General features: G+C 32.9%; 19 protein-coding genes. 12 read left to right on the forward strand and 7 right to left on the reverse strand.

All coding sequences use genetic code 11. The annotated features are described in order from the left end of the window. The first annotated feature begins 19 nt into the window (after nt 1-19). From ABRY23_13020 to ABRY23_13050, 7 genes are all read left to right on the forward strand, one after another. Nucleotides 20-1,273, forward strand: coding sequence for an asparagine synthetase B (locus ABRY23_13020; protein ID MFA3783975.1), 1,254 nt, complete (start codon nt 20-22; stop codon nt 1,271-1,273). Between the two features lie 216 nt (nt 1,274-1,489). Then, entirely contained in the window at nt 1,490-4,072 is a 2,583-nt protein-coding gene (locus ABRY23_13025; GenBank protein MFA3783976.1) for a M14 family zinc carboxypeptidase, read from the forward strand. Between the two features lie 298 nt (nt 4,073-4,370). Further along, entirely contained in the window at nt 4,371-5,831 is a 1,461-nt protein-coding gene (locus tag ABRY23_13030) for a glycine--tRNA ligase (GenBank protein ID MFA3783977.1), read from the forward strand. 423 nt (nt 5,832-6,254) lie between these two features. Further along, nucleotides 6,255-7,445, forward strand: coding sequence for a M24 family metallopeptidase (locus tag ABRY23_13035; protein ID MFA3783978.1), 1,191 nt, complete (start codon nt 6,255-6,257; stop codon nt 7,443-7,445). Nucleotides 7,446-7,589: 144 nt separating this feature from the next. Continuing rightward, on the forward strand, nt 7,590-8,765 hold the full coding sequence (locus tag ABRY23_13040; protein MFA3783979.1) for a DUF819 domain-containing protein: 1,176 nt from the start codon (nt 7,590-7,592) through the stop codon (nt 8,763-8,765). Continuing rightward, nucleotides 8,747-10,834, forward strand: coding sequence for a tetratricopeptide repeat protein (locus ABRY23_13045; protein ID MFA3783980.1), 2,088 nt, complete (start codon nt 8,747-8,749; stop codon nt 10,832-10,834). The genes ABRY23_13040 and ABRY23_13045 overlap by 19 nt, the downstream gene beginning before the upstream one ends. Before the next feature lie 164 nt (nt 10,835-10,998). Then, on the forward strand, nt 10,999-11,658 hold the full coding sequence (locus ABRY23_13050; protein ID MFA3783981.1) for a fumarylacetoacetate hydrolase family protein: 660 nt from the start codon (nt 10,999-11,001) through the stop codon (nt 11,656-11,658). A gap of 117 nt (nt 11,659-11,775) precedes the next feature. On the opposite strand, the gene ABRY23_13055 is transcribed toward ABRY23_13050, so the two are convergent. Further along, nucleotides 11,776-12,558: a DUF72 domain-containing protein gene (locus ABRY23_13055; protein ID MFA3783982.1), complete on the reverse strand. Its 783-nt coding sequence runs from the start codon at nt 12,556-12,558 to the stop codon at nt 11,776-11,778. 1,416 nt (nt 12,559-13,974) lie between these two features. On the opposite strand from ABRY23_13055, the gene ABRY23_13060 reads away from it, so the two are divergent. Then, a complete protein-coding gene (locus tag ABRY23_13060; GenBank protein ID MFA3783983.1) occupies nt 13,975-14,310 on the forward strand; it encodes an arsenate reductase family protein in 336 nt (111 codons plus the stop codon). Here ABRY23_13060 and ABRY23_13065 read toward each other — a convergent pair. From ABRY23_13065 to ABRY23_13085, 5 genes are all read right to left on the reverse strand, one after another. Continuing rightward, entirely contained in the window at nt 14,303-14,926 is a 624-nt protein-coding gene (locus tag ABRY23_13065; GenBank protein MFA3783984.1) for an HAD family hydrolase, read from the reverse strand. The genes ABRY23_13060 and ABRY23_13065 overlap by 8 nt on opposite strands. A gap of 136 nt (nt 14,927-15,062) precedes the next feature. Beyond that, nucleotides 15,063-17,132, reverse strand: a complete 2,070-nt coding sequence (locus tag ABRY23_13070; protein ID MFA3783985.1) for a M16 family metallopeptidase — start codon at nt 17,130-17,132, stop codon at nt 15,063-15,065. Between the two features lie 32 nt (nt 17,133-17,164). After that, nucleotides 17,165-18,493 carry a M16 family metallopeptidase gene (locus ABRY23_13075; GenBank protein MFA3783986.1) on the reverse strand — a complete coding sequence of 443 codons (1,329 nt, stop codon included), beginning with the start codon at nt 18,491-18,493 and terminating at the stop codon, nt 17,165-17,167. Nucleotides 18,494-19,085: 592 nt separating this feature from the next. Further along, nucleotides 19,086-20,603 (reverse strand): PAS domain S-box protein, encoded by a 1,518-nt coding sequence (locus tag ABRY23_13080; GenBank protein MFA3783987.1) that lies wholly within the window; start codon nt 20,601-20,603, stop codon nt 19,086-19,088. A gap of 207 nt (nt 20,604-20,810) precedes the next feature. Continuing rightward, nucleotides 20,811-21,776, reverse strand: coding sequence for an L-threonylcarbamoyladenylate synthase (locus ABRY23_13085; protein MFA3783988.1), 966 nt, complete (start codon nt 21,774-21,776; stop codon nt 20,811-20,813). Nucleotides 21,777-21,864: 88 nt separating this feature from the next. Between ABRY23_13085 and hisN the strand changes: the two genes are divergently transcribed. Next, nucleotides 21,865-22,626, forward strand: coding sequence for a histidinol-phosphatase (hisN, locus tag ABRY23_13090; protein MFA3783989.1), 762 nt, complete (start codon nt 21,865-21,867; stop codon nt 22,624-22,626). Between the two features lie 50 nt (nt 22,627-22,676). Next, nucleotides 22,677-23,012, forward strand: a complete 336-nt coding sequence (gene trxA / locus ABRY23_13095) for a thioredoxin (protein ID MFA3783990.1) — start codon at nt 22,677-22,679, stop codon at nt 23,010-23,012. 66 nt (nt 23,013-23,078) lie between these two features. Here trxA and ABRY23_13100 read toward each other — a convergent pair whose 3' ends face one another. Beyond that, entirely contained in the window at nt 23,079-23,291 is a 213-nt protein-coding gene (locus ABRY23_13100) for a 4Fe-4S binding protein (protein MFA3783991.1), read from the reverse strand. Nucleotides 23,292-23,715: 424 nt separating this feature from the next. Between ABRY23_13100 and ABRY23_13105 the strand changes: the two genes are divergently transcribed. Both ABRY23_13105 and ABRY23_13110 read left to right on the forward strand, forming a co-directional pair. After that, a complete protein-coding gene (locus tag ABRY23_13105; GenBank protein MFA3783992.1) occupies nt 23,716-24,321 on the forward strand; it encodes a TetR/AcrR family transcriptional regulator in 606 nt (201 codons plus the stop codon). A 31-nt stretch (nt 24,322-24,352) separates the two neighbouring features. Continuing rightward, entirely contained in the window at nt 24,353-25,342 is a 990-nt protein-coding gene (locus tag ABRY23_13110) for an HlyD family secretion protein (GenBank protein MFA3783993.1), read from the forward strand. Nucleotides 25,343-25,344: the final 2 nt, after the last annotated feature.

Below are 25,344 nucleotides of genomic sequence, written 5' to 3' on the forward strand. Positions count from 1 at the left end.
CAGTGAAAAGTATTCTATTATGAAAAAAATATTTCTTTTACTGGTCTTATATGTAACTGCAACATATGCTCAATCAAAGTTATTGATATACATGGACCTTGAGCAAACAGACCACTTAAAAGCATACGGGATTACTTATAATGCACTAAAATCTGGTTCAGTTGCAGATTGGCTGCTTAATTATAGGGGTGGTTCCTTTATGCTTGACTACACAGAAGATTTGGCAATGAAATGTAGATTAAAAGGGGTAGCTTTTGAAAAAATTTCGCCAACTGAGGCAGCTAAAATATATGCACTGGTTCAAAGTAACGACCAAAATATGGATGTTGTTAGACTGGAAAAGGCTCCCAAAATTGCTGTCTATGTTCCACCTGGATTTAAACCTTGGGACGATGCTGTAACTCTTGCTTTAGAATATGCAGAGGTACCGTACGATAAAATTTGGGTGGAAGAAATCCTAAATGGCAGTTTAAAAAAATATGATTGGTTACATTTGCATCATGAAGATTTTACTGGACAGTATGGAAAATTTTATGCTTCATTTGGGAATGCTCAATGGTATATAGAGCAGCAAATGACTTACGAAAATGAAGCTAAAAAACTTGGCTTCAAAAAAGTTTCTGAAATGGAAAAAGCAGTTGTTCAAGCTATAAAAGATTACGTTGGACAAGGTGGATTTTTGTTTGCAATGTGTTCCGCAACTGACTCTTTCGATATTGCTCTTGCTGCAATGAACGTGGATATTTGTGATAGAATGTATGACGGCGACCCTCCCGACCCAGATGCTCAAAAGAAACTAAATTATTCAAACACTTTAGCCTTCCAAAATTTTACTTTGGAAATGAACCCACTTGTCTATGAGTTCAGTGATATTGATATACAACCATCCGAAATAGGAAGTCAACAAAACGATTATTTTACTTTGTTTGATTTCTCCGCAAAGTATGACCCTGTCCCGACGATGCTTACACAAGACCATGTTAATGTTATTCATGGCTTTATGGGTCAAACTACAATGTTTAGGAAAAAGCTCATTAAACCCTCCGTAATTATTTTGGCTGAACGAGCCGGTACAGACCAAGTAAAGTATATTCATGGAAACTATGGCAGAGGAACTTTTACTTTTTATGGTGGTCATGACCCGGAAGATTATCAGCATGCTGTTGGAGACCCGCCTACAGATCTTAGTCTATATAAAAATTCACCAGGCTATAGATTAATTCTTAACAACATTCTTTTTCCAGCAGCTAAAAAGAAAAAACAGAAAACATAAATTAGAACTCATGTATAACATAACTCTTATATTTTTCTCAGAAATACAGCAGCAAATTTTTTTGAATAAATTAAAGGACTTTTAAGCATCTTTACTGCAATAACTAAAGTTGAGTATTTATTCCTTTCATAATAGTCTAATGCCCCAAAAAAAATCTGCATTAAAACTTAAAAATTCGGATATTCGAACTGCCAAAAACAATTAAAGGGAACTGCTATGAAAAAATTAGTGGTGTTCTTTCTTTTGTTGATTTCAACCGCAACAGTTATCTCTCAAACTCTAAAATCACCAGAACAATTTCTTGGCTATAAGGTAGGCAGCGATTACAAAATAGCAGACTATGAAACAATTCAACAATATTTTAAACATCTTGCCGAGAATTCTGATAAAATTATTTATCGTGAAATAGGAAAAACCTCGCTTAATAGAAATATGTTCATGGCGATTTTAAGTTCATCCGAGAATCTTAAAAATCTCGATAAGTATAAACAAATAATTTCTGAACTTTCAGACCCAAGAAAAATCAGTGATGATGTTGCACACAAGCTTGCTCAAGAAGGTAAGGTAGTTGTGCTTGTAACATGTAATATTCATTCAACTGAAATTGCATCTGCGCAAATGTCAATGGAATTAGCTTACAAGTTGATAACCGGTACTGCGCCACAAAAGGTGAATGAGTCACTTAATAATATTATTTTTCTCCTTATACCTTCATTAAATCCCGATGGTACTTCAATGGTAGTTGATTGGTACAATAAGTATGTTAACACTGAATATGATGGTAGTCCAATGCCATGGCTTTATCATTATTATGCTGGACATGATAACAATCGAGACTGGTTCATGTTTAATCTCCCCGAAACAAAAAATGTAGCCAAGATCGCATTCAAGGAATTCTTACCTCAAGTTTGGTTAGATGAACATCAAATGGGGAGTACTGGTGCAAGGCTATTTGTTATGCCTTATAAAGATCCTGTTAATCCTAACGTGCATCCATTAAACTGGAGATGGCAGAAGGTTTTGGGGGGACTGCAATGCTTGGATTTACAAGAACAAGGCTTTAAGGGGGTTATCGATAATGCTTATTATGAAGGCTGGTGGGAAGGAGCAGCGCATAATGGTATGTGGCATAATCAAATTGCATTGCTTTCTGAAATGGCGAGTTGTAATGTAGCGAGTCCAATTTACATTGACCCTTCAGAAGTGAAAGCTACAAATGAGATAACAACTTATGATATTAGAACAAACTATCCTGACCCTTGGCGCGGTGGATGGTGGCGCTTGAGAGATATTGTTGATTATGAACTCGCTCTTACTTACAGCTTGCTTCAAAGTACAGCTAAGTATAAAACCAGGTTACTTTACGATTATTACTCGATGTGTAAAGACGCTGTTGAAAAAGGGAAAACTGAGAGCCCTTATGCGTTTGTAATACCACGTGACCAACATGACCCTGTTACAACCTCGAAAATGATTGAAATACTTCAATTGGGCGGAGTTGAAGTAAATTATTCTGATAAAGAATTTAAAATCGATAATATTACTTATCCAGCTAATTCGTATATAATTTATTTAGCTCAACCTAATGGAAGGTATGTAAAAGATTTATTTGAAGAACAGGATTATCCTGACTTAAGAACGTCGCGTACTCAAACACCAATTAGACCTTACGATGTTGCTGGATGGACGTTGCCATATATGATGGGAGTGAAATTTTTTACTATTGAAAAACCTTTTTCATTGGAAACAAAATCATTAGATAACCCAAATTATCAATCTGGTTTTGTAGAAAATTCTTCTGGCAAATATTTTATTGCTCCAGCCGGCTTGAATGTAAATTCTACACTAATAAACAAACTTCAAAAAGAAAATATACCTGTCTATTGGACTACAGAAAAAATTTCTACTAACTCAAAAGAATTCATGCAAGGCAGTGTTGTAGTTTCGGCAAGTGAAAAAAGTAAGAGCTTTCTTGAAACTATTGCTAAAGAGCTTCACTTAAAAATTTATTCTGTGGAAAATGTTGATGTTTCCAAACTTAAAGAACTTAAAAAAGTGAGACTTGGCATTTACAATTCATATTCAGCAAATATGGATGAAGGTTGGACAAGGCTTCTTTTAGAAAATTATGGTTTCGAATTTAAGCGGCTGGAGAACAAAGATTTTAAAAACAAGAGATTGAAGGATATAGTGGATGTGATAATTATTCCTGATATGGAACCAGAAATAATTAAAACCGGAAAATTTAGCGGCGGTCGTGCGCGCTTCTACAGGCCAAAGCCGCCTGAATATGAAGGTGGTATTGAAAAAGAAGGTGTAGAAAACTTAAAAACATTTGTTGAAAAAGATGGCGGTTATATAATTACAATCGGTAATGCTTGTAATTTTGCTATTGAAGACTTGGGTGTGCATGTCAATAATATATTGAAAAATGTAAAAAGTGATAACTTTTATTGTCCGGGCTCTTTATTAAAAATGATAGTAGACAATACTCAACCGCTTGGCTATGGATTAGAAAATGAAATAATTGGTTATCAAAACTCCAATATTGCTTTTGCTACTACAGTACCTTTTGGTCAATACGATAGATCAATTGTTGTTAGATACCCAACAAAGAATATCTTAAAATCCGGATTTCTAAATGGGGAGGACTATCTTTATCAACGAGGCGCTGCAGTAGATGTTAAACAAAAAAAAGGCCATGTTGTACTTTTGGGGTTTAAACCTCAAAATAGGCATCAAACTTTTGGTACGTTTAAATTACTTTTTAATGCAATACACATGGCAGGCATGAATTAAAAAAATGTTTTACCAAATATGTATTACAAAAAACGATATAAAGGGAAATCTTTCCAAAAAAATTGTGATTTTACCTTTTATGTCACAAGTGTGAAAATCGAAAAGTAATTGAAGGGTTTGTACTTACACAATAATACTCAGCTGATTATAATGATAAGTGCAGACCCTTCCTTAGTTAAATTTTCACTATTTATTTACCAATTACTTTTAACCCCGCCCGTATAAGAATATATGAAATCAGGTTTAACTTTTATTTCTATCTTCAGAGCCCTTTTCTTATATTTGCCAGAAAAATTTTTTGAGGTTTACAATCGCAAAGAATAATCAAAATGAAGTAATAGAAAAAATAGTTTCACTTGCAAAACGAAGAGGATTTGTTTTTCAATCAAGTGAAATTTACGGCGGCTTAAATGGCTGCTGGGATTATGGTCCACTCGGTGTTGAGTTACTGAACAACATAAAGACCGAGTGGTGGAAATTTATGACATATAGAGAAGATATTGAAGGTATAGATGCATCAATACTTATGCATCAGAAAGTTTGGATTGCATCTGGACACGTAGAAAACTTTACTGACCCTATGATTGACTGCAGAAATTGTAAAGCACGTTTTCGGCTTGATACGCTTTCGGAATTAATAAGTGATAAAAACAAGGAAAAAGCTTTAAGTGAGCTGAATCCCAAATTATTAGAGAGCAATGGTAGTCTTGTAGATAAATTTACTGCTGCTCTGGAAGACCCCCCCACTGCACCTAAATTACTTGAACTAATTAATTGTCCACAATGCGGTGCTAAAGGTTCGTTTACTAACCCGCGTAAGTTTAATCTTATGTTTAAAACGTTTGTTGGTCCAGTAGAAAATGAAGAGAATGTTGTTTATTTAAGACCAGAGACGGCGCAGGGTATCTATGTTAATTTTTTGAATGTACTTAATTCGAGTAGACAAAAACTGCCATTTGGAATTGCACAAATAGGAAAAGCATTTAGAAATGAAATTAACACCAAGAATTTTCTTTTTCGTACTCGTGAGTTTGAGCAGATGGAAATGCAATATTTTGTAAAACCTGGCACGGATAAAAAGTATTATGACGAATGGAAAGAAAGAAGAATAAATTGGTTTAAATCCTTGGGAATGACCCCCTCTAAATTGCGTTTTCACGACCACCCGCCAGAAAAATTAGCTCATTATGCTAAAGAAGCAACTGATATTGAATACCAATTTCCTTTCGGCTGGGGCGAAATTGAAGGAATTCATAATAGAACAGATTATGATTTATCGCGTCATCAACAATATTCTGGTAAATCACAATTATACTTCGACGATGAAACAAAGGAAAAATATATTCCATATATAATTGAAACATCTGCCGGCGCAAGTAGGTCATTTATGGCGTTTTTTATTGATGCCTATTACGAAGAAGAAGTCCGTGGCGAAATAAGAAGTGTTTTAAGATTTCATCCTAAACTTGCACCAATTAAAACTGCTGTTTTCCCATTAGTTAATAAAGACGGTATGCCTGAAGTTGCAAAAAAAATTGAATCGGAATTGAGACCTTATTTAAAGGTATTTTATGACGATAAGGGCGCAGTGGGAAGACGCTACAGAAGAATGGATGAAGCTGGAACACCTTATTGCATAACAGTTGATGGACAAACATTGCAAGATAATACTGTTACAGTTCGTGATAGAGACTCAATGGAACAAATTAGAATAGCTGTTGATAATTTGCTGCCATATCTGTTGGGTAAATTGAAATAATTGCTGTCCCTACTTAAAAAATTTTGATAGTAATAAAAAACAATACTTTTCAAAATTTTTATCAGCCGCAAATTCATTTCTAACAAATTCCCTGTGCTACCACAGCCTTCCAAAATACTTTTTAGAAACGAAGAGAAGAGAATTCATCACTTAATGGAAAGTAAATATTGTATTTATTTTTATTGCTTTTGAAGTAAGGGTATGAGTGTTTTTATTCTTTGAAAGAAAAATCTCATTTATATTACAAAAACTCGCACAATAAATTTTTATAATAAAAAATTATGTAGACAGATAAAGCTGCTGTATTGTTTCTTCATGGGAATCCACCTCTTCGTGGATAGAATTTATTCATTCCTTGCGTAAGAAAATGCAATTAAGTAAGTTTCTTGAAATATTTTATTAATTGCAAATTTCGGAGGTTAAATGAAAGAATTAATTTTAGAGAAAATTGAACAAGCTGTTGAAATTTTGAACGAAAAAAATATTGATATGTGGATGACGTTTGTGCGAGAGACTGGAAATATGAAAGACCCTATGATGGATATGATAGTTGGAACTCATGCTACCTGGCAATCAGCTTTCATTATTACAAAAAACGGAGATACCCACGCTATAATTGGTTCTTTGGAATTCGAAAATATGAAATCTGTGGGAACTTATAAAAATATTCACCCCTATCTTAAATCTATTAAAGAAAAACTAATTGATGTAATCAGCAAGATTAATCCTAATAAAATTGCTGTTAACTTCTCCAGAAATTCAATCTTAGCCGATGGACTCACCCATGGGATGTATCTTGAATTAATTGATCATCTGAAAGACTCGCCTTTTGCAGAAAGGCTTGTTTCATCTGAAGAAATAATTGCAGCATTAAGGGGCAGAAAATCTCCTAAAGAACTTTCTCTTATGAAAGAAGCTATTAAAGAAACTCTAAAAATTTTCAATGAGGTAACGAGCTTTATTAAACCTGGAGTAACCGAAAAAGAAATTGCAGATTTTGTTTTAAGTATTGTTGACAAAAATGGTTATGGTCTTGCGTGGGATAAAGAACAATGCCCTGCAGTGTTTACAGGACCAAATACTGCCGGTGCACACGCAAGCCCTACCAACAGAAAGGTGGAACAAGGACATGTAATTAACATGGATTTTGGTCTTAATATAAATGGCTATTGCTCAGATTTACAGAGAACATGGTATGTATTGAGACCAGGCGAAGACAAAGCCCCTTTTGAAGTTCAAAAAGGTTTTGATGTAATAAAAGAGTCAATCCAATTGGCTGCAAAGGAATTAAGACCAGGAAGGCTGGGCTGGGAAATCGATTTTATTGCTCGTGACAATATACTGAAGCACGGCTACGAAGAATATCCACATGGACTTGGTCATCAGATTGGCAGATTTGCACACGACGGCGGTGCATTGCTTGGTCCGCGCTGGGAACGCTACGGCAACCTTCCATTTTTACCAATTGAAGAAAAACAAGTTTATACTCTTGAACCGCGTCTAACTATTGAAGGATACGGCATTGCAACCATAGAAGAAGAAGTTGTAGTAACAAAAAATGGAAGCGAATTCCTTTCGGAACCTCAAAAGGATATTTATTTGATCTATGCTTAGACTTAAGTAAGGGTTGTTTATTATTTTTATAGCTGATTATTGAACTGCATGGTGAACAACCATTGCTTTTAAAAAAATAACACTTAATATCCTCTTGCTTATATTTAATATTGCAGAGTACATATAATCTTGAAAGGGAACTAAATGGGTACAAAAACATTAGTATCACCTGAGCAACACTGGCTTTTGTGGGCAATTTTAATTGCTGTAGCAACTTTTGGAATTTGGTCCGAAAAAACTAAGTGGGGCTCAAAACTTTCTGGGGCAGTTGTATCAATTATTGGCTCTTTTATCCTTTCGAACTTATCGATAATCCCTACTGTTTCACCAACTTACGATATTGTCTGGTCTTACCTCGTCCCTTTAGCAATTCCTATGCTGCTTTTTAAAGCAAATATAAAAAGAATTGTGAAAGAATCCGGTCCGACCTTAATTGCATTTTTCTTAGGTGCAATTGGAACAATAGTCGGGACTATAATTGCTTTTTCTTTATTAAACTTAGGAGTGCATAACTGGCAGCTTGCTGCAATTTTTTCAGCAACTTATATAGGTGGTTCTATGAACTATGTGGCAGCTTCTCAAGCAGTCCAATTAAACTCACCTGAGATTCTAACAGCTGGAGTTGCTGCCGATAATTTGGTAATGGCTTTGTATTTCTTGATTCTGTTCGCTATTCCTTCTTTTAAATTTTTTCAAAAAAAGTATAAAACTAAACACTTAGAAAACGCTGAAGGTCCTACCGAAGATTTTAACTTAGTAGAACCAGGAAATAATTCAACTGATTTAATAAATATAGCGAAGACTTTTTCAATTGCATCCGGGATTTGCGCTTTAGGTTTTTTAGCACAAGATGGTCTACAGTTAATGGGAATCCACCACTTCGTGGAAGGAAGTGCTATTTTAATTATCACCGCTATTACGGTTTTAATTGCAACTCTGTTTCATAAATCTGTCAGCAAAATAAAGGGTGCTGACCAAATTGGAACTTTCTTAATGCAAATTTTCTTTGCTGCTATTGGGGCAAGTGCAAATATCGGCGTAGTTCTTTCTTATGGACCCATACTTTTCGTTTTTGCAGGGCTGATATTGTTAATTCATCTGATCTTTATCCTTATCTCCGGCAAGTTATTGAATCTTGATTTAGCAGAAATTCTTATTGCTTCTAACGCTAATATGGGGGGACCAACAACGGCAGCAGCTATGGCTGTGGGAAGAAAATGGAACGCTTTAGTTTTACCAGCCATTCTCTGCGGAACCCTCGGATACGCAATCGCTACTTTCATTGGTGTGGGACTTGGTTTTTGGCTCAAAACACTTTAATTGAATGTAGAAATCAGAATTTGGGAAAAAATATTTTCTCTAACGAAGGTGTATTATTATTTAAGATTATGTTAAATTCACCACGAAAAATTAACAATAACTTTGATATAATGATTATTCTTTTGTTGCTTTTTATATTACCAGCTACAATTATTTCTCAATCTAATTTAGATTCTTTATCAAAAGCAATCTCAAAACTGCCCGATACAACTCAAATTAGATTGTTAACAGATTTCTGCTGGCAAAATAGAAGTAAAAATCCTTATGAAGCACTTAAAAGCGCTGAAAAAGCAATAAAAATTTCTGATAAAATTGACAATAAAAAATTGAAAGCAAAAGCACTAAACTTAATGGGTGTGGTCTATCGTAACTTGGGTAATTATGATAAGTCACTAAGTATGTACAATTCAGCACTAAAAAATGCTGAAGAAGCAAAAGACTCTGTACAAATAGCCTATTCTTATAATAACTTAGGCGGAATTTATAGGTTAGAAGGCAATAATGTGCTGGCTTTGGAATACATACTTAAAGCGTTGAAAATTTTTGAAAGACTAAATCTCAAATCCGGTATTTCCTTTTGTACAATAAATATTGGACTTATTTACACTAATCAAGAAAATTATCTCAAAGCGTTAGAATATTTAAACTATACTCTTAGAATACGTAATGAAATTAACGATAGAGCTGGTAGAGCATTAACTCTAAATCTAATTGCAGAAGTCTACTACAAAATGCACGAAATAACAGTTGCTTTAAAATATTACTTAGAAGCAGAAAAAGAATATAGAGCGCTCGATGATAAAAAAGGATTAGCTGCAGTTTGGGGTGGTATTGGTAGGATTTATTTCGACCAAAACAATTTACAAAAAGCTTTGGAATATAGAAAACGTGCTCTTGATCTTTCCTACAAAATTAGTTACTCCGAAGGTGAGGTTACAAATCACAATAACTTAGCTTTAATTTATGCTAAATTGGATAAGATTAAAGAAGCTGAGGATAATCTTAAAAAAGCTCAGGCTATCGCATCAAATTTAAAAACCGCTTACCTTGAATTAGAATGTTACAAATTTTGGTCAGACTATTACGAGCTAAGAGGAAATTATAAAAAAGCATTATTCTATAACAAAAAATATATTACATTAAAAGACTCCATAGCTAGCAAAGAAAATTTAGCCCTAATAAGCTCAATGGAAGCGGCATATAAAGCAGAAAAAATAGAAAAGGAAAATGCTATTCTTCATATAGATAATGAGCTTAATAAAAAGCAGAGAAATTATTTATTAGTTATCGCTTTCCTTATTATAGTTATTGCTGGGTTTATTTACAGCAGATACAGAGCTAAAAGGATAGCAAGTGATAAGTATAAAGAGTTGAATGCTGTTAAAGATAAATTCTTTAAAATAATTGCACATGACCTTAAAGCACCTTTTAACACTATCTTAGGCAGTGTTGACATATTAAAGAATAACTACCACGAACTAACAGATGAAGAAAGATTTAGTTTATTAAATAATATTGCCTCAACTGCAGATAAAAGCTATCAACTGCTTGATAACCTGCTTGTTTGGTCACAATCTCAAACTGGCAAGATAAAATTCAATCCTTCTAAAATTAACTTATCACATTTATTTAAAGAGACAGCCTCACTTTTTGAACACGCTGCCAAAAATAAAAATTTAGAGTTAGTAATTGACTGCCCAGAAAATTTGGAAGTTTATGCTGATGAGCAAATGTTACATACAGTTATGAGAAATCTTATTTCAAATGGAATAAAATTTACAGAAAAAGGACAAATTACAATTAAGGCATATAAAGAAGATGGCAGTTTAAAGGTTATAGTTAACGATACTGGAATAGGGATGGATGAGGCATTTTACAAAAATCTCTTTAAAGTTGATCATTATGTTTCAACTTATGGAACACATGGTGAAAAAGGAACAGGCTTAGGATTAATCTTATGCAAAGAATTTATTGAAAAACACAACGGGAAAATCTGGGTGGAAAGTAAACTGGGTGAAGGCAGCAAATTTATTTTTACAATTCCTTTAATTACAAATAGCAAAAAATAATATTTTAGAGACGTTTGAAAATTACTTTTATTAGTCATGAGTTTATAAAAAATAATTCTTTACGTTGCACTCATTTTTTTAAAAAAATTACTTTTTACAATTATTTAATTAAGCATAGATTTTCATAATTTTCTGATCAACTTTAATTTACTAAATGAGGCTCCATGAAATTTTTAAAATTCAAAAACAGCAACGAACAAGTTCCTATTGGCAAATTAGTCTGTGTTGGACGAAATTATGCAGCTCATGCAAAAGAATTAGGGAATGAAGTTCCAGAATTTCCTGTCATATTTCTAAAGGCTGCATCAAATGTAATTTATTCTGGTCAATCAGTTATTCATCCAAAATATTCCAATAATTTACATCATGAAGTCGAACTTGTTCTTTACATAGGAGAAACAATTAAAAATGCTAATGATGATGAGGCTGAGAATGCAATTTATGGTTATGCAGTTGGTCTGGATATGACTTTACGCGACCTTCAATTTGAATTTATGAAAAAAGGTGACCCATGGACACTTTCAAAAAGCTTCGATACATCTGCAGTTCTTTCTGATTTTATTTTGAAAAAAGATTATAAACTTAAAGGCAACGAAAATATTTCACTTTCTGTGAATGGCACTATACGGCAGAATTCATCATTAAAAAATATGTTATTCCCGCCTTCTAAGATTGTGAAATATGTTTCAGAAAAAATGACTTTGGAAAAAGGAGACTTAATTTTTACCGGGACTCCAGAAGGAGTAGGAAGAGTAGTTGTTGGTGATAAAATCTTTGCGCAGATTGAAAACATAGGAAGCTTAGAAACAACTATAGCTGAATAAATATTGAGGAATTTATGCCAATATTCGAATATAAGTGTAACAACGGTGGGGAAAAATTTAAGATACTTCATATCTCAGGAAATATTAAAGCTTTACAAAATGCAATTACAATATTTTTCAGCAAGGAACAAAATTACTTCTTCCCACAATATCACTTAAGAAAGCAGAAGCATCATCAAACATAAATGAATTATTGAACATCACGTAATTTATTTCTTTATCACAAGCATTATAAATTTTATTTAGTTCATAAATATTAAGCTTATGATTATAATTAATTCGTTTTCCTTCGTAACTGCCATGAATCCGATAGTAATTAAATTTACCGTGTACAGGTTTATTTAATTGTGGTGATAAAGGGTCAATGCAATGAATTAGATTTAACTCTTTACATATTTCTTTAATTTCATTGTTGTTCCAATTACCTCTCACTTCCCAAATAAAAGTAAATTTATTTTTGTTTCCTATCGAATCAAAAAAAGTCGTTATGTTTTTCATATTTGTTCCATTTGGTTTAAAGCTTGACGGTGTTTGGAATAAAATTTTGTCGCAGCCGAGTTCATTAGCAAATTCTTTTGTTCTTTCCCATGCATTAAATACTTCATCTGTTGGTTGAAAATATCCATAATATTTTTTTCTATTATCCGGAATTTTTTCTTTGAGTCTTCTGTAAGTAAAGCTTGATGGAGGATGAGTTATTAATTGCCAGGCTTTAATAATAAATTTAAAATCTTTGTTAATTGATTTTGCCTCTTGTTTCCATCTAGTTGCAATGTCTAATCCCGGAAGCTGATAAAAGGTAATATTGATTTCTATGCAGTTGAATGCATTAAAATATTTTTTATGGGATACTGGAAAGCCGCAGCAGCCAACAATTATTTTTTTGCTTTTCTGTTGCATAAGATGAACAACGTGTAGCCTAAAATTTTATTTTCAGCCAAATTTCCCATTAGTATATTGGCGGACATACCCGCCTGTCGTGCATGTTGTACTCCATAAAAATTGTAGTTTTGGGTTACAAAAATGCTTTGTCTTTATTTATCATGAGTATTCACCCACGAAGTGGTGGATTCCCACACTTCGTGGTAAAAACTGCAAACTTTTTGCTAATTGATTTATGCAATTAATATAAGGAAAATTATTTTAACCATCATTGCTAACCCCGATGTATTTTGTCAGTATTAAACGATCTCTCACCAACTCTTTTCACTGTTATTGTAAAAAAAATCATCATCTTCTTTTTTGTTGAAAGTTGTTTCACTCACTTCGCTCGTTCTCAATAACGGTAAAAACAAGATTGAATCAAAACTTTGACTTTGTCTTCATTAGTTATACCATATCTGTCCAATATATTTTTTATTTCGTCTCTAAATGGACTTAATCTATTTCTTTGTTCTTTATCCTATAAATATTTTGTCCTGAGGGGACAATAAAGCTTTGATTATGCATAAACCAATGTAATCCCTTTAGGGATTATATAGTTATAGAATAAATAAATATCAAACTGAAGTTAAAAGTCCCGTAGGGACGAGATAGGGGTTTGATTTACAAGACAAGTAGAATAGTCCAAAATCATGAAGTTTTCTAAATTTATTTGGTAATTCATCCCTTCGGGATTTGATTTCAAAATTATTTTGGACAGCACTGAGTTATACGGAGAGTTCACGGAGTAGTACATAATTGGCGAGGAACCATTGAACCCTATAACTGAAATGATTTTATTTGATTCATAAGCTAATAAGATTTCAATAGAGTAGTAATACTTTCGGACAGAGGTTAACGGGCTTTTGACTCAATTATACCATAAACAAAATCTTACCACTAAGTGTGGGAATCCACCGCCCACGAACTGGTGGATTCCTATTTGTGGGTGGTGAATTCTCATTTTATTTTTTAAATAACCTTAATAACATTTCCTAACAAAAAGAAGATTAACTTTATTACCTTATTCTTAATTTGCTTCTTCAAATAATTTTTAGTCCAAATAGTTCACCGGTTTGTGCTATCAGGTTAAAAAATTTAATCGTCTTGCCTTTTTGTGTTAAAGACTTCTTCCCTCCGCTGTTGGCTGGATCGCATGACAGTAATGAGTTTTAGTAGGACTATTTTAGTTGTTTTGATCAAAAAGTCAAAAACTCACAGAATGATAGTTATTTCTCATTCTATATATAAATTTCTTTTTACACTAAAAGCACGACTACAGAATTTTGCAACACGCACGCTTGGTATGTTGAGTTAATCCTCATGAATTTTTTCGGTTAGATTTATTTAAATTACAGTTAGAATATTATTTTTTAACGTGAGAAGTTGGATACAATAAACATTCAAATACTTGGGACAAAAAGTTGCAGCGATACTCGTAAAGCGGAAAGATTTTTCAAGGAAAGAAGAATTCCATATCACTTCAGAGATTTGAACGAGAAGGGATTAACAAAAGGCGAACTTGATAATATCAAAAGTAAAATTCCCATAGAAGAATTAATTGACCGCGAAGGTAAGCAATATAAAAAACGCAATTTGCAATTCATGGTTTTTAGTTTAGAAGAAGAATTACTCAATGATTCTTTATTACTTAAGACACCAATTGTTCGATATGGAAGAGAAGTTACAATTGGTTATCAACCCGAAATTTGGAAAAAGTGGATTAGTTGATTCCGTTAAGAATTATATTTCTTTTATTAAGTTCAGTAATTAATTGCCTATTATTCTGAAATTGAATTCCATCCCAGCCGCATTTTTTTGCACCTTCAACATAATCGAGCACGTCATCAATAAATAAATGTTCGGAAGAAGGCAGTTGCGTGTAAGATTCTACAGTGCGGTAAATTTTTTCTTCCGGTTTAATTGCTTTCACTTCGTAGGAAAGTATTAATTTATCAAAGTAGTTTAAAAAAGAATAATTGCCCCAGCCGTATTTTCTATGAATGTAATTTGTGTTTGAAAGGAGTATTAGTTTGTAGTACTTTTTTAGACTGGGCAGAATAGCTGTTAGTTCTTTATTTTCAATAAAAATATTGGAAAAATATTTACAGAAATCTTCCTTTTCAATTTTGTGTTCCGTCCATTCCATCATTATAGTTAAAAATTCCTCAGTAGTGATTGCTGATTTTTCGTAATCTCTGTGAACATGATAATTTTCTTTGTAAAGTTTTAGGAATCTGTCTCCTAAGCCATTATCGATTTCGTTAAATTTTTTTATGATAATTGAATAATCAAAGGGAATTAAAACGTTGCCTAAGTCGAAAACAATAACAGAAGGGTGGTTCATTTTAACTAACACTCCAAATTTGTTTACTCAAATATATTTCTCTAAAAAGGAAATAAAAAAAGCTGCAGAAAATTACTGCAGCTTTTGTAATATTAGCATAATCAGACAATGTAATTAGCAATTTTAGTGTTCACGATTATTTTACTTCGAACAAATCATCTTTTAAGCCTGTATTTACTTCAATTGAGCTGACAGTTAAATCGATTGTATTAGGACCTAAATTTTGTGAGAGCTTAAAAGGGTACTTAACGCCTTGCACTTCTCTGTAATCTCCGAAATCTAATGTTTGGGTAAAACTGCCTTGAGGCGTATCGACAGTATTAACTTCCCTAATTAAAAAGCCTGTATCTGTATCAAAATATCTAACAATTTTGCTGCCGTCAGCAGTAGTAAAAGTAACCTTATAAGCATTTTTACCATTGATATTTTCCATGCCGGAAAGTTCCATTTTAACACCCAAGCTATCAATATCAAGATACCAATGCATTGAAGATTCAGCTTTCATCTTTTCAATTTGTTGTGGGGTCATTTCTATTGTTTGACCCATGCCAACTACTTTACCTTTCTTGCCATTAAAAATTGTTTCTTGTTTAAAGACGCCGGCATCAAGTACTTGGTAAAGTTTATTAGGCAGTTTTTGATACATAGTTAAAGTTAAGTTCATGCCTTGAATTGACCCGCTCAATTTTGTCGTTTTATCTTTAATTTTCAGTAAATTATCTTTACCTCCAATTGCTTCAATATATTTGTTTAAAATACTTTGGGCAGTAACTCCTTCGGGGATTTTATTTAACGATGGGTCGTATTTATTTCCATATATATCGTAGTAATCTACTTTTCCGCTAAGACTAAATTTTTTCAAGCCGTCAACAATTTCTTCTCCGTTTCCTACTACTATAATATTACAGTTGTTTGGTTTAATATATTTTTTAGCTACAGAAGCAATATCATCAACGGTGACTGCATTTAAGTTTTTAAGGTAATTTTTATAATAGTCTTGAGGCAATTTATATCGAGCAATATTTATTGCAAAATTCGCAATAGTCTGAGGATTTTCTAGTGAACGGGCAAAACTTCCAGTCATATAATTTTTAGTTGTTTGTAATTCATCTTCTTTTACTTTTTCGTTACGTATTCTTCTCAACTCGTTAAAAATTTCAGTTATTGCGCTATCAGTTACAGCATTTCTAACCTTTGTATGTACATAAAAACTGCCGACGTATTGGTCAGAATTTATTGATGAACCAGCGCCATAAGTATAGCCATGTTTTTCTCTTAAATTATTATTTATTCTTGAAAGGAATGACCCTCCAAGAATTGTATTCATTACAGAAGCTGGTATAACATCCTCGCTTGACTTGGGTAGTTCGATTGGGTAACCAATTGTAATTACAGATTGTACAGAGTTACTTCTGTCAACCAACTCCACTTTATTAACAAGAGGTGGTTTCGGTGTGGGAAAAGTTGAAACAGAAACATTCCCTTTTTTCCACTTGCCGAAATATTTTTCGACCAACTTTTGTGCTTCTGCTTTGTTTATGTCACCCACAATTGCTAAATAAGAAATATTTGGCTTAAAATAAGTTTCATAATATTTATTGCACATTTGAAGATTTATTTTATTGACTGATTCTTCAGTCATTGATTCTCCGTAAGGATGATTTTTTCCGTAAAAGAGTGCATCTCTTACACGAGTTGATATTGCATCTGGATTATCTTTGGCGGACGCTAAACTTGAAAGCATTTGTTTTTTTATCTTATCTAATTCTTCTTGTCTAAAAAGAGGATGCAGTAAGATATCTGACATGATATCTAGTAATTTATTGACGTGTTTTTTTAAAGATGCAGCATAAATCCCGGTTGAAGAAGTGTTTAGTGTTGCGCCAATAAAATCTATTTCTTCATCAATTTTATCCTTGGTTCTATTTTTTGTACCTGTTCTCAATAATTCCCCAGCAGCTTCAATATAGCCAGCACTATCTCCTTCAAGAATTGGTGAACGGTCGACAACTAAATTAAAAGCTACGCGTGGCAGTTTGTGGTTTTCTACTACAAAAACCTTTAAGCCATTTTTAAGTGTAAAACTATCATATTTGCCAAGTTTAATTTCGGGTGCAGGACCTGGCTTAGGTCTAACACTTCTATCGACTTGTGCAAAGTTTATTCCACATATTAAAAGAACGATTACCAAAAATTTGTTTTTCATTTTAAACTTCTCCATTGTTCTTTAAATTAATTTCATTTGGTTGAATTGGCTTTTTTAGGTAAATAATATAGAACTACACGATTATCATTATTTAAATATTTATCGGCAACTCTTTTAATATCCTCACGTGTTACCATCATGTATTTATTTATTTCTGTGTTGATAAGGTTTGTATTATGGAAGAATAGATAATAGTTAGCAAGACTTCTTGCAACACCAAGGTTAGTACTGTTAGAAGTAACAAAATCATTTTCGGTTTGGTTCTGCAGTTTTTGATATTCACGTTTAGAAATTAAAGAATCCTTTACCTTATCTAATTCTAACTGCATAGCTTTTTCGAGATCTTCAGCATTCACTCCAACATTTGCAACGGCATAAGTAATGAATAAACCCGGGTCTTCAAGAGCAAAGTTTAATGAACCAGCGTATACCGCTTTTTGCTGCTTGTCTACCAATGACTTGTATAACCTCGAACTTTGTCCCTGTGCGAGGATGGTATTTAACATATCAAGCGCATAATAGTCTGGTGTTCCCTGAGCTGGAATTCTATATGCAAACAGAACAAGTGGAAGTTGTATATTGTCGTAAACTGTATCTCTTACCTCACCGTTTAGAGGCGGTTCGACTATTTGTGGTTGTTTAATCTCGTATTTACCACGCGGTATATCCGCAAAATATTTTTCAATTTCTTTTTTAGCTTGTTCTATGTTTATGTCTCCCGAAATAGAAAGAACAGCATTTTGTGGAACATAATAATGTTTATAAAAATCAATAAACTCGTCCAAAGTAGCTTTGTCGATATATTGTGCAGATCCTATAGGAGTCCATCTGTATGGGTGAACTTTATAAGCATGTTTAAAAACTTGTTCTTGCAATGTGCCATAGGGTTGATTGTCCAACCGCTGCTTTCGCTCTTCTTTTACTACTTTCCTTTGGGTTTCAACTCCAATTGAATCAATTTTCAAATGAAGCATTCTTTCTGATTCCATCCACAATCCAAGTTCTAATTGATTTGATGGCAAAATTTGATAATAAAAAGTTTCATCGAAGGACGTACTTGCATTGTTTTGCCCACCGGCATTCTCTGAAATTTTATCGAACTCGCCCCTGCCAATATATTCAGAACCCTCGAACATTAAATGTTCGAAAAAGTGTGCAAAGCCAGTTCGGTCAGGCTGCTCATTCTTAGAGCCCACATGATAAGTTACTGTAATTGCTACTATCGGCGTTGAATTATCCTGGTGTAAGATTACATGCAGTCCATTGTTAAGGTTGTACTCAACAAAATTAATTTTTCTCTCTTGTGGATAAGTTAATTGGCTTACTACAAAGAGAAAAAGTAAAATTATTTTTACTCTCATCACTCACCCTTTTTAGTTTGTAGTTCTTTATTGCAAATTCATTTATTTAAAATAAATAAAAAAAGCGTTTAATATGAAAGGGAGGCAGTAAAAAATTTTTCCATTGCTTACGGATAGAAAGCGGATTTTTGATTGTGCAAAAGAATCAACTCCAATGGATTTTATAGGAAAAAATTGATGTAAAATTTATGATTAAGTCATATCTGTCCAATATATTTTTTATTTCGTTCCTAAAGGGACTTAATCTATTTCTTTGTTCTTTATCCTAAAAATATTTTGTCCTGACGGGACAATAAAGCTTTGATTATGCATAAACCAATGTAATCCCTTTAGGGATTATATAGTTATAGAACAAATAAATATCATACTGAAGTTAAAAGTCCCGTAGGGACGAGATAGGGATTGATTTACAAGACAAGTAGAATAGTCCAAAATCTTGAAGTTTTCAAATTTATTTGGTAATTCATCCCTTCGGGATTTGATTTCAAAATTATTTTGGACAGCAGTGGATTAAGTAAAATTTTTTACCGAAGCTTTGCAGACTTAATTTTTAATATGCATAAGAGTAATTATTGGCTTATAAGACTTCAAGTTAGCTGCGCGGCAAAGAGAATGTAAATGTAGTTCCTGAATTTACTAAGCTTTTGACCCAAATTTTACCTTTGTTTTTCTCTATCATTTCTTTGCACAAAATTAAACCAAGTCCACTTCCTTTCTCATCGTTTGTACCATAAGTTGAATGATTTACATCCAACCTAAAAAGTTTTCCAATGTCATCTTCTTTTATACCAACGCCGTTATCGATTATAGAAAATTCAATTGTTTTCTCTTTAACTTCAGAAGTTAACCTTACTGTTCCTCCTGGTCTTGTGAATTTTATAGCGTTGGACAAAAGATTTTGCAAAACAGAAAAAATCATATCTTCATCGGCAAAAACAATAGAATCGTTTGATATATCATTTATAATAGAAATGTTTTTGCTATCAGCATTGTTCTGCATTAGACGAATAACTTCTTCGGCTTTATGAGACATATTAAAATTTATTGGTTCAAATTGAATTTTGCCCGATTGAATACGCGACCACTGCAATAAATTTTCCAGTAGATTAAAAACATTTTTTGCTGCCTCGTGAATTTTATTAGCAAAGGAAACTATCTCTTCTTTACTTAATTCTTCTATATCTTCTGTGAGGAACTCGGAAAAGCTGAGAATTGAACTGAAAGGACTTCGTAAATCGTGAGCAATAATTGAAAAGAATTTATCTTTTGAAGCATTAGAATTTTTTAATTCTTGTTCTGATTCTTTTAGTTGTTCATTTACAGCTGCTAACTTGTTAATTAAATTTTTGAGTTGCATTTCAGACTTTTTAGCATCTGTAATATCTCTTAAAATTCCTCTATAAGAAATAATTTTGCCGTTCTGGTCTTTCACAGCCATTGCAGTTTCAAGTACTGTTACTATTTCACCGTTTTTTTTCTTAATGTTAATTTCATAATTTTTTACATAGCCGTCGCGCTCAAGTTTTTGCTTGAAACGTTCACGATCCTCTTTGTGAACATAAAGTTCATTAGCAATATCTATTTTAGCAAGGGGGTAGTTTGGGTCAATACCTAACAGTTCGTAACCGGAAGGATTTAGCTCTAAAAGTTTTCCGTCTGGTGTGCTTTCGTAAATTGCATCTTTAAGTTCAATAAAAAGATTTCTGTATTTATCTTGGATGGATTTTATAGATTCTTCAGTTTTAGTATCACTTGAAATGTCTTTGATTATATAAACTGTAGCTGTTTCCGATTTATTTTTTATGGGAAACGATTTATACTCAACAAAAAATTCAGACCCATTTTTTTTCTTGTTGATAAATTTTCTATCTGTCGGTATGCTGTTTTGTTGATTATCTGTTGGAGTTTGTGCTTCGGAAGGCTGATTATCTGAATGTAATACTTTTATGTTTTTACCTACAATTTCGTTTAGTTCATACAGATATGTTTTGCAGAAAGATTTATTAACGTATGCTATTTCATCGTTTTGGTTTGCTATGATTATGCTTTCATCAATATTCTCAAATATTTGTTTTAATGTTTCGATATTGTCAAATTCTTTGGATAACATTTTTTATGTTTATAATTTTTTAGCGCCCTCTGTGTTGAGCATAAACATAAAAGTCTAATCTCAACCTTGTAAAAATAATATTTACAAATTAAAATTCTATAAAAAATTTAACATGGTTTTCAAGATGAAGTTTTGCCATTTGAACTACAATCGGCAGTAATAAAAATTATCATATTAAATGTAAAAGAAAGGTCAGTTCTTTTTTATTTATTTATATTTTCTAATAGCTTTTTTTAAGCGGTCCATAATTGCAAGGCCAAGTCCTTTTTCCTGGACTTTCTCAACTAAAATGATGTCTAATTTTTGATTTTCAAGTTCGTGTAGATATTGGAATAAATTAGCTGCAGCTTCTCTCAAATCCTTTTTTTCGGAAAGTATTTTTACTGATGCGAATTCATAATTAATTTTTTTTTCACTAAAAAAAATAGCACCGACTTTCTTTTTTTTGTTTTTAAAAATTGAGTTTCTGCTGAGAAAGGCGATTGGAATAGACGGTGCATAGTGGTATGGAAGCTGTCCTGGCGCTGCAGGTTTATTAGAAGTAGTTCTTCTTTTCAATTTACCGGTATAAATTTCAATCTCTTCAATTGGTATCCCGCCTGGTCGTAGTAATTCAACCCCTTTATTGTCAATTTTTATTATTGTTGATTCAACACCAACTCTGCACTTACCGCCATCTAAAATTAAATTAACCTTTTCACCTAACTGGTTTTCAACATGCTGGGCTGTGGTAGGACTCAATTTACTAAATACGTTGGCACTTGGAGCGGCAATAGGAACGCCACTTTTTTTTATTAACTCAAGTGCAACTTTATGGTCAGGCATCCTAATTGCAACTGTTGGATTTCCTGCGGTTACAATGTTGGGTACAATGTCTTTCTTTGGCAAAACTAAAGTTAATGGACCAGGCCAAAATTCTTTTATTAATCTATCAATTAATTTGCTGTTGTAGTTTGTAATTTTATAAAGCATTTTTAAGTCTGATATGTGTAAAATGAGTGGATTAAACTGAGGGCGTTTTTTAACTTCGAATATTTTTGCAACCGCTATTGGGTTAAGCCCGTCTGCACCAAGACCGTAAACAGTTTCAGTAGGAAAAGCTACTAACCCTCCGCTCTTTATTATTTTGGCAGCAAGTGAAATATTTGTCTTGGTTGCATTGACTATATTCATAACAACTATCGAATTTGGCTTTCGAATATAATAAGTTTGAAACGTAAATGTAATTTAATAACATATTTCATTTTACGGAGTTAATGCTATGGAGACGTTAAACGATATAAAAAAATTTTGTAAAGTACTTGCAAATGAAAGCGGTAAGGTAATTAAAAGTTATTTCCGTACAAAAGTTTCTGTAGAAAAAAAAGTAGACTTTTCACCTGTTACAATTGCAGATAAAAAAGCTGAAGAAGTGCTGCGCGAATTGATAATGAAAGAATTTCCCGAGCATGGAATTTTAGGTGAAGAATTTGGTGAGTATAATTCTAATGCTGAGTATAAATGGGTACTTGATCCAATTGACGGCACTAAAAGCTTTATCTGCGGTGCAGTTACATTTGGGACTTTAATTGCGCTACTTAAAAACGAGAAACCAATATTAGGAGTAATTAATCAGCCTGTGCTTAATGAATTTTTAATTGGAGATAATTACTCGGCCAAATTGAACGAGGTTGATACTAAAGTAAGAAAGTGCGAGAATTTAAATGAGGCGGTTCTGCTTACTACAGACCATTTAAATATTGGCAAGTACCAAAATCAAAAGAAATTCGATGAGCTGATTAAGAAAGTTTATATTTACAGGAACTGGGGTGATTGTTATGGCTACTATCTTGTAGCAACTGGCTATGCCGATATAATGATAGACCCTATAATGAATAAATGGGACTTATTAGCTTTAGTGCCAATAATAAATGGTGCTGGAGGTAAAATAACAGATTACCACGGCAAAGATGCTGTCACGGGCAATAGTATTATAGCGACGGGCGGTTTAATTCACGACCAGGTTGTAGAAATGTTGAATTAAGAATCTTTTCATATTTGACTGCATCAAACACCAGTAAAAAGGAGACAAATATGAAAAACATAACTGAAGGAACAGATTTTAATTTTCAAGAGGAAGTTTTACAATCGGATTTGCCGGTATTAGTAGATTTTTGGGCGCCGTGGTGTGCACCTTGTAGAATGGTTGCTCCAATTGTAGAAGAAATTGCAAATGACTTTAGTGGTAAATTAAAAGTTGTTAAGCTAAATACAGATGAAAATTTTCAAACTGCGTCTCTTTATGGAATCATGAGCATACCAACTCTTGGCATATTTAAAAATGGCAAATTAGTCGACTCTGTAATTGGAGCTGTACCTAAACAGTATCTCTTAAATAAACTTAAGCCCTACTTAGAGACAATAAATTAATCGATACAAAACAAAAATGCCCCAATGAAAAAGGGGCATTTTTGCAAATGGAGATGGAGGGGGGAATTACTTTTCAATTATTGCATCTGTAGCACAAACCTCAACGCACGATTTACAATTATCGCAAAGTTCAGGTACAATAAAAGTATAATCTTGCGAAAGGGGAGTGTAAGTTACTCCATTTATTGTGTACTCCTCACCTGCATTGTAAATTGCATTGTGCTCACACTCATCAACGCAAGCAGAGCAATTAATGCAATCTTCTGTTATTACCATCATTTTAGTATCTCCGTATAAGATGAAAAAAATTTTATTTTATTTATCAAAAAGCTTGCCTATAAATACCTGTTAAAATCTGTTTTTATACCTCTTTTTTTTAAGGAAAACAAAATTTTTTTCCCGTTACTTATTGTGCTTTTCCACAATTGATAATCATATTTTAAGCAATAGCAAGTATAAGAATAAAAAGATGACATATCTTGATAAGAAGCAAAATTATCATTAAGTACTATAGAAATAAAGACATAAAAATTAAAATTGTGAGTATTAAACTAATTTATTCACAATAATGATTTCAAGAAACAAGATTATGGGGAGAATTTTCAGAAAAGTTTGATTAATAAAAGTTGATGGAAAATAGATTGTATGATAAGTATTTTTTCTATAATTTTCGACTGTTCAAGTAAAAAAGTCGAGATTTAAAATGGGAGATGAGAGATTAAAAGAAAAAACAATAATTGAAGCTGCTAGAAACCGGTTTGCTCATTATGGTTTTTCTAAGGTTACAATGGATGAAATAGCATCAGATGTTGGAATGGGTAAAGCTTCACTTTATTATTATTTCCCAACTAAAGAGGAACTTTTCAAGTCAGTTATACTGGAAGAGCAGAACGAATTTGTGAAGAACTTAGAAGCAATTTTGCAAAAGAATACTTTAGCTTCAGAAAAGCTGAATGAGTACGTCGCTCAGCGAATAAAGTATTTTAGAGATTTGGTTAATCTTGGAATGCTTAGTGTTCATTCGATTTTTGATGTTAAGTCAATCTTTAAAAAATTATTTGAAGACTTAGGAAAGCAAGAATTGCTTTTGCTAAAAAAAATTTTTGACGAAGGGATTACTTCCGGTGAATTTACAAAGGAGCTGCCCAAAAATTTTCCAGATGCATTTTTACATGTTTTACAAGGTCTCCGTCTTCGCATAATTAAACATTTTAATGAACATCAAAAAAATGAAGATGCTTATAAGGAATTGGAAAGCGAAATGAGAACTTTAACTTACTATATAATTAATGGGATTAAGAACAAGTAAATTTATGAACAAAATTATAAGGGTCTAATTCATGGCACAAAATGAAAAGCTAAAGAATAAAGTTATGGTAAATTCAAACGGCGATGAAAATATTGAGGAGATTCCTCTTTACAAAAAGAAAAGACTAATAATTCCTTTGCTTTTGATATTTATTGCTGCAGTAATCACAGGATATTTTTGGTTTGTGAATATGCAAAACTTTGTTTCAACTGATGATGCATATATCGATGCGAACAGTGTTTCAATTAGTTCTAAGATACTTGGACGAATTGTTTATCTGGGTACTGATGGGGCTGATACGGTGAAAGCAAGTCAAATTCTTGTTAAACTGGATGACACAGATTTAAAAGCGCAAGAAGCCTCTGCAAAAGCAGAACTTCAACTGGCTCAAAAAAGTATTCTTCTTGCTGAAGTAAATGTTAAACGTGCACAGCAAGATTTTGACCGCGGTGAAGGACAATATAAAAACGGAGTAATTACTCAAGAACAATACGACCATTTGAAAGCCGCGCTCGATGCTGCAAAAGCAGAATATGAAATTGAACTTTCCAGAATTTCTGCAGCTAAAAGTAAACTTGATGTAGTTGAAACACAGTTAAGTAACACAGTAATTACATCTCCAATGGATGGTGTAGTTGCAAAAAGATGGGTATTGGTGGGTGATGTTGTTCAGCCGGGACAGCCTATTTTTACAATTTACGATTTGAAAAATATCTGGGTTACTGCCAATCTCGAAGAAACAAAACTTGCTCACGTAAAATTAGGAGGGACGGTAGAAATAGATGTTGATTCTTATCCAGATATGAAATTTTACGGTAAAGTATTTGAAATAGGTAATTATACAGCCTCTCAATTTTCTCTTATTCCGCCTAACAATGCATCGGGTAATTTTACAAAAGTTACACAGCGCGTGCCAATTAAAATTTCGATTCAGCCGGATAGTTTTTCCTTAAAAAATGACCCGCCAAAATTTAAACTTTTACCAGGTATGTCGGTCGAAATAAAAATAAGAAAGCAATAATA

This window comes from Melioribacteraceae bacterium 4301-Me (assembly GCA_041538185.1).
Lineage (GTDB): Bacteria > Bacteroidota > Ignavibacteria > Ignavibacteriales > Melioribacteraceae > Pyranulibacter > Pyranulibacter aquaticus.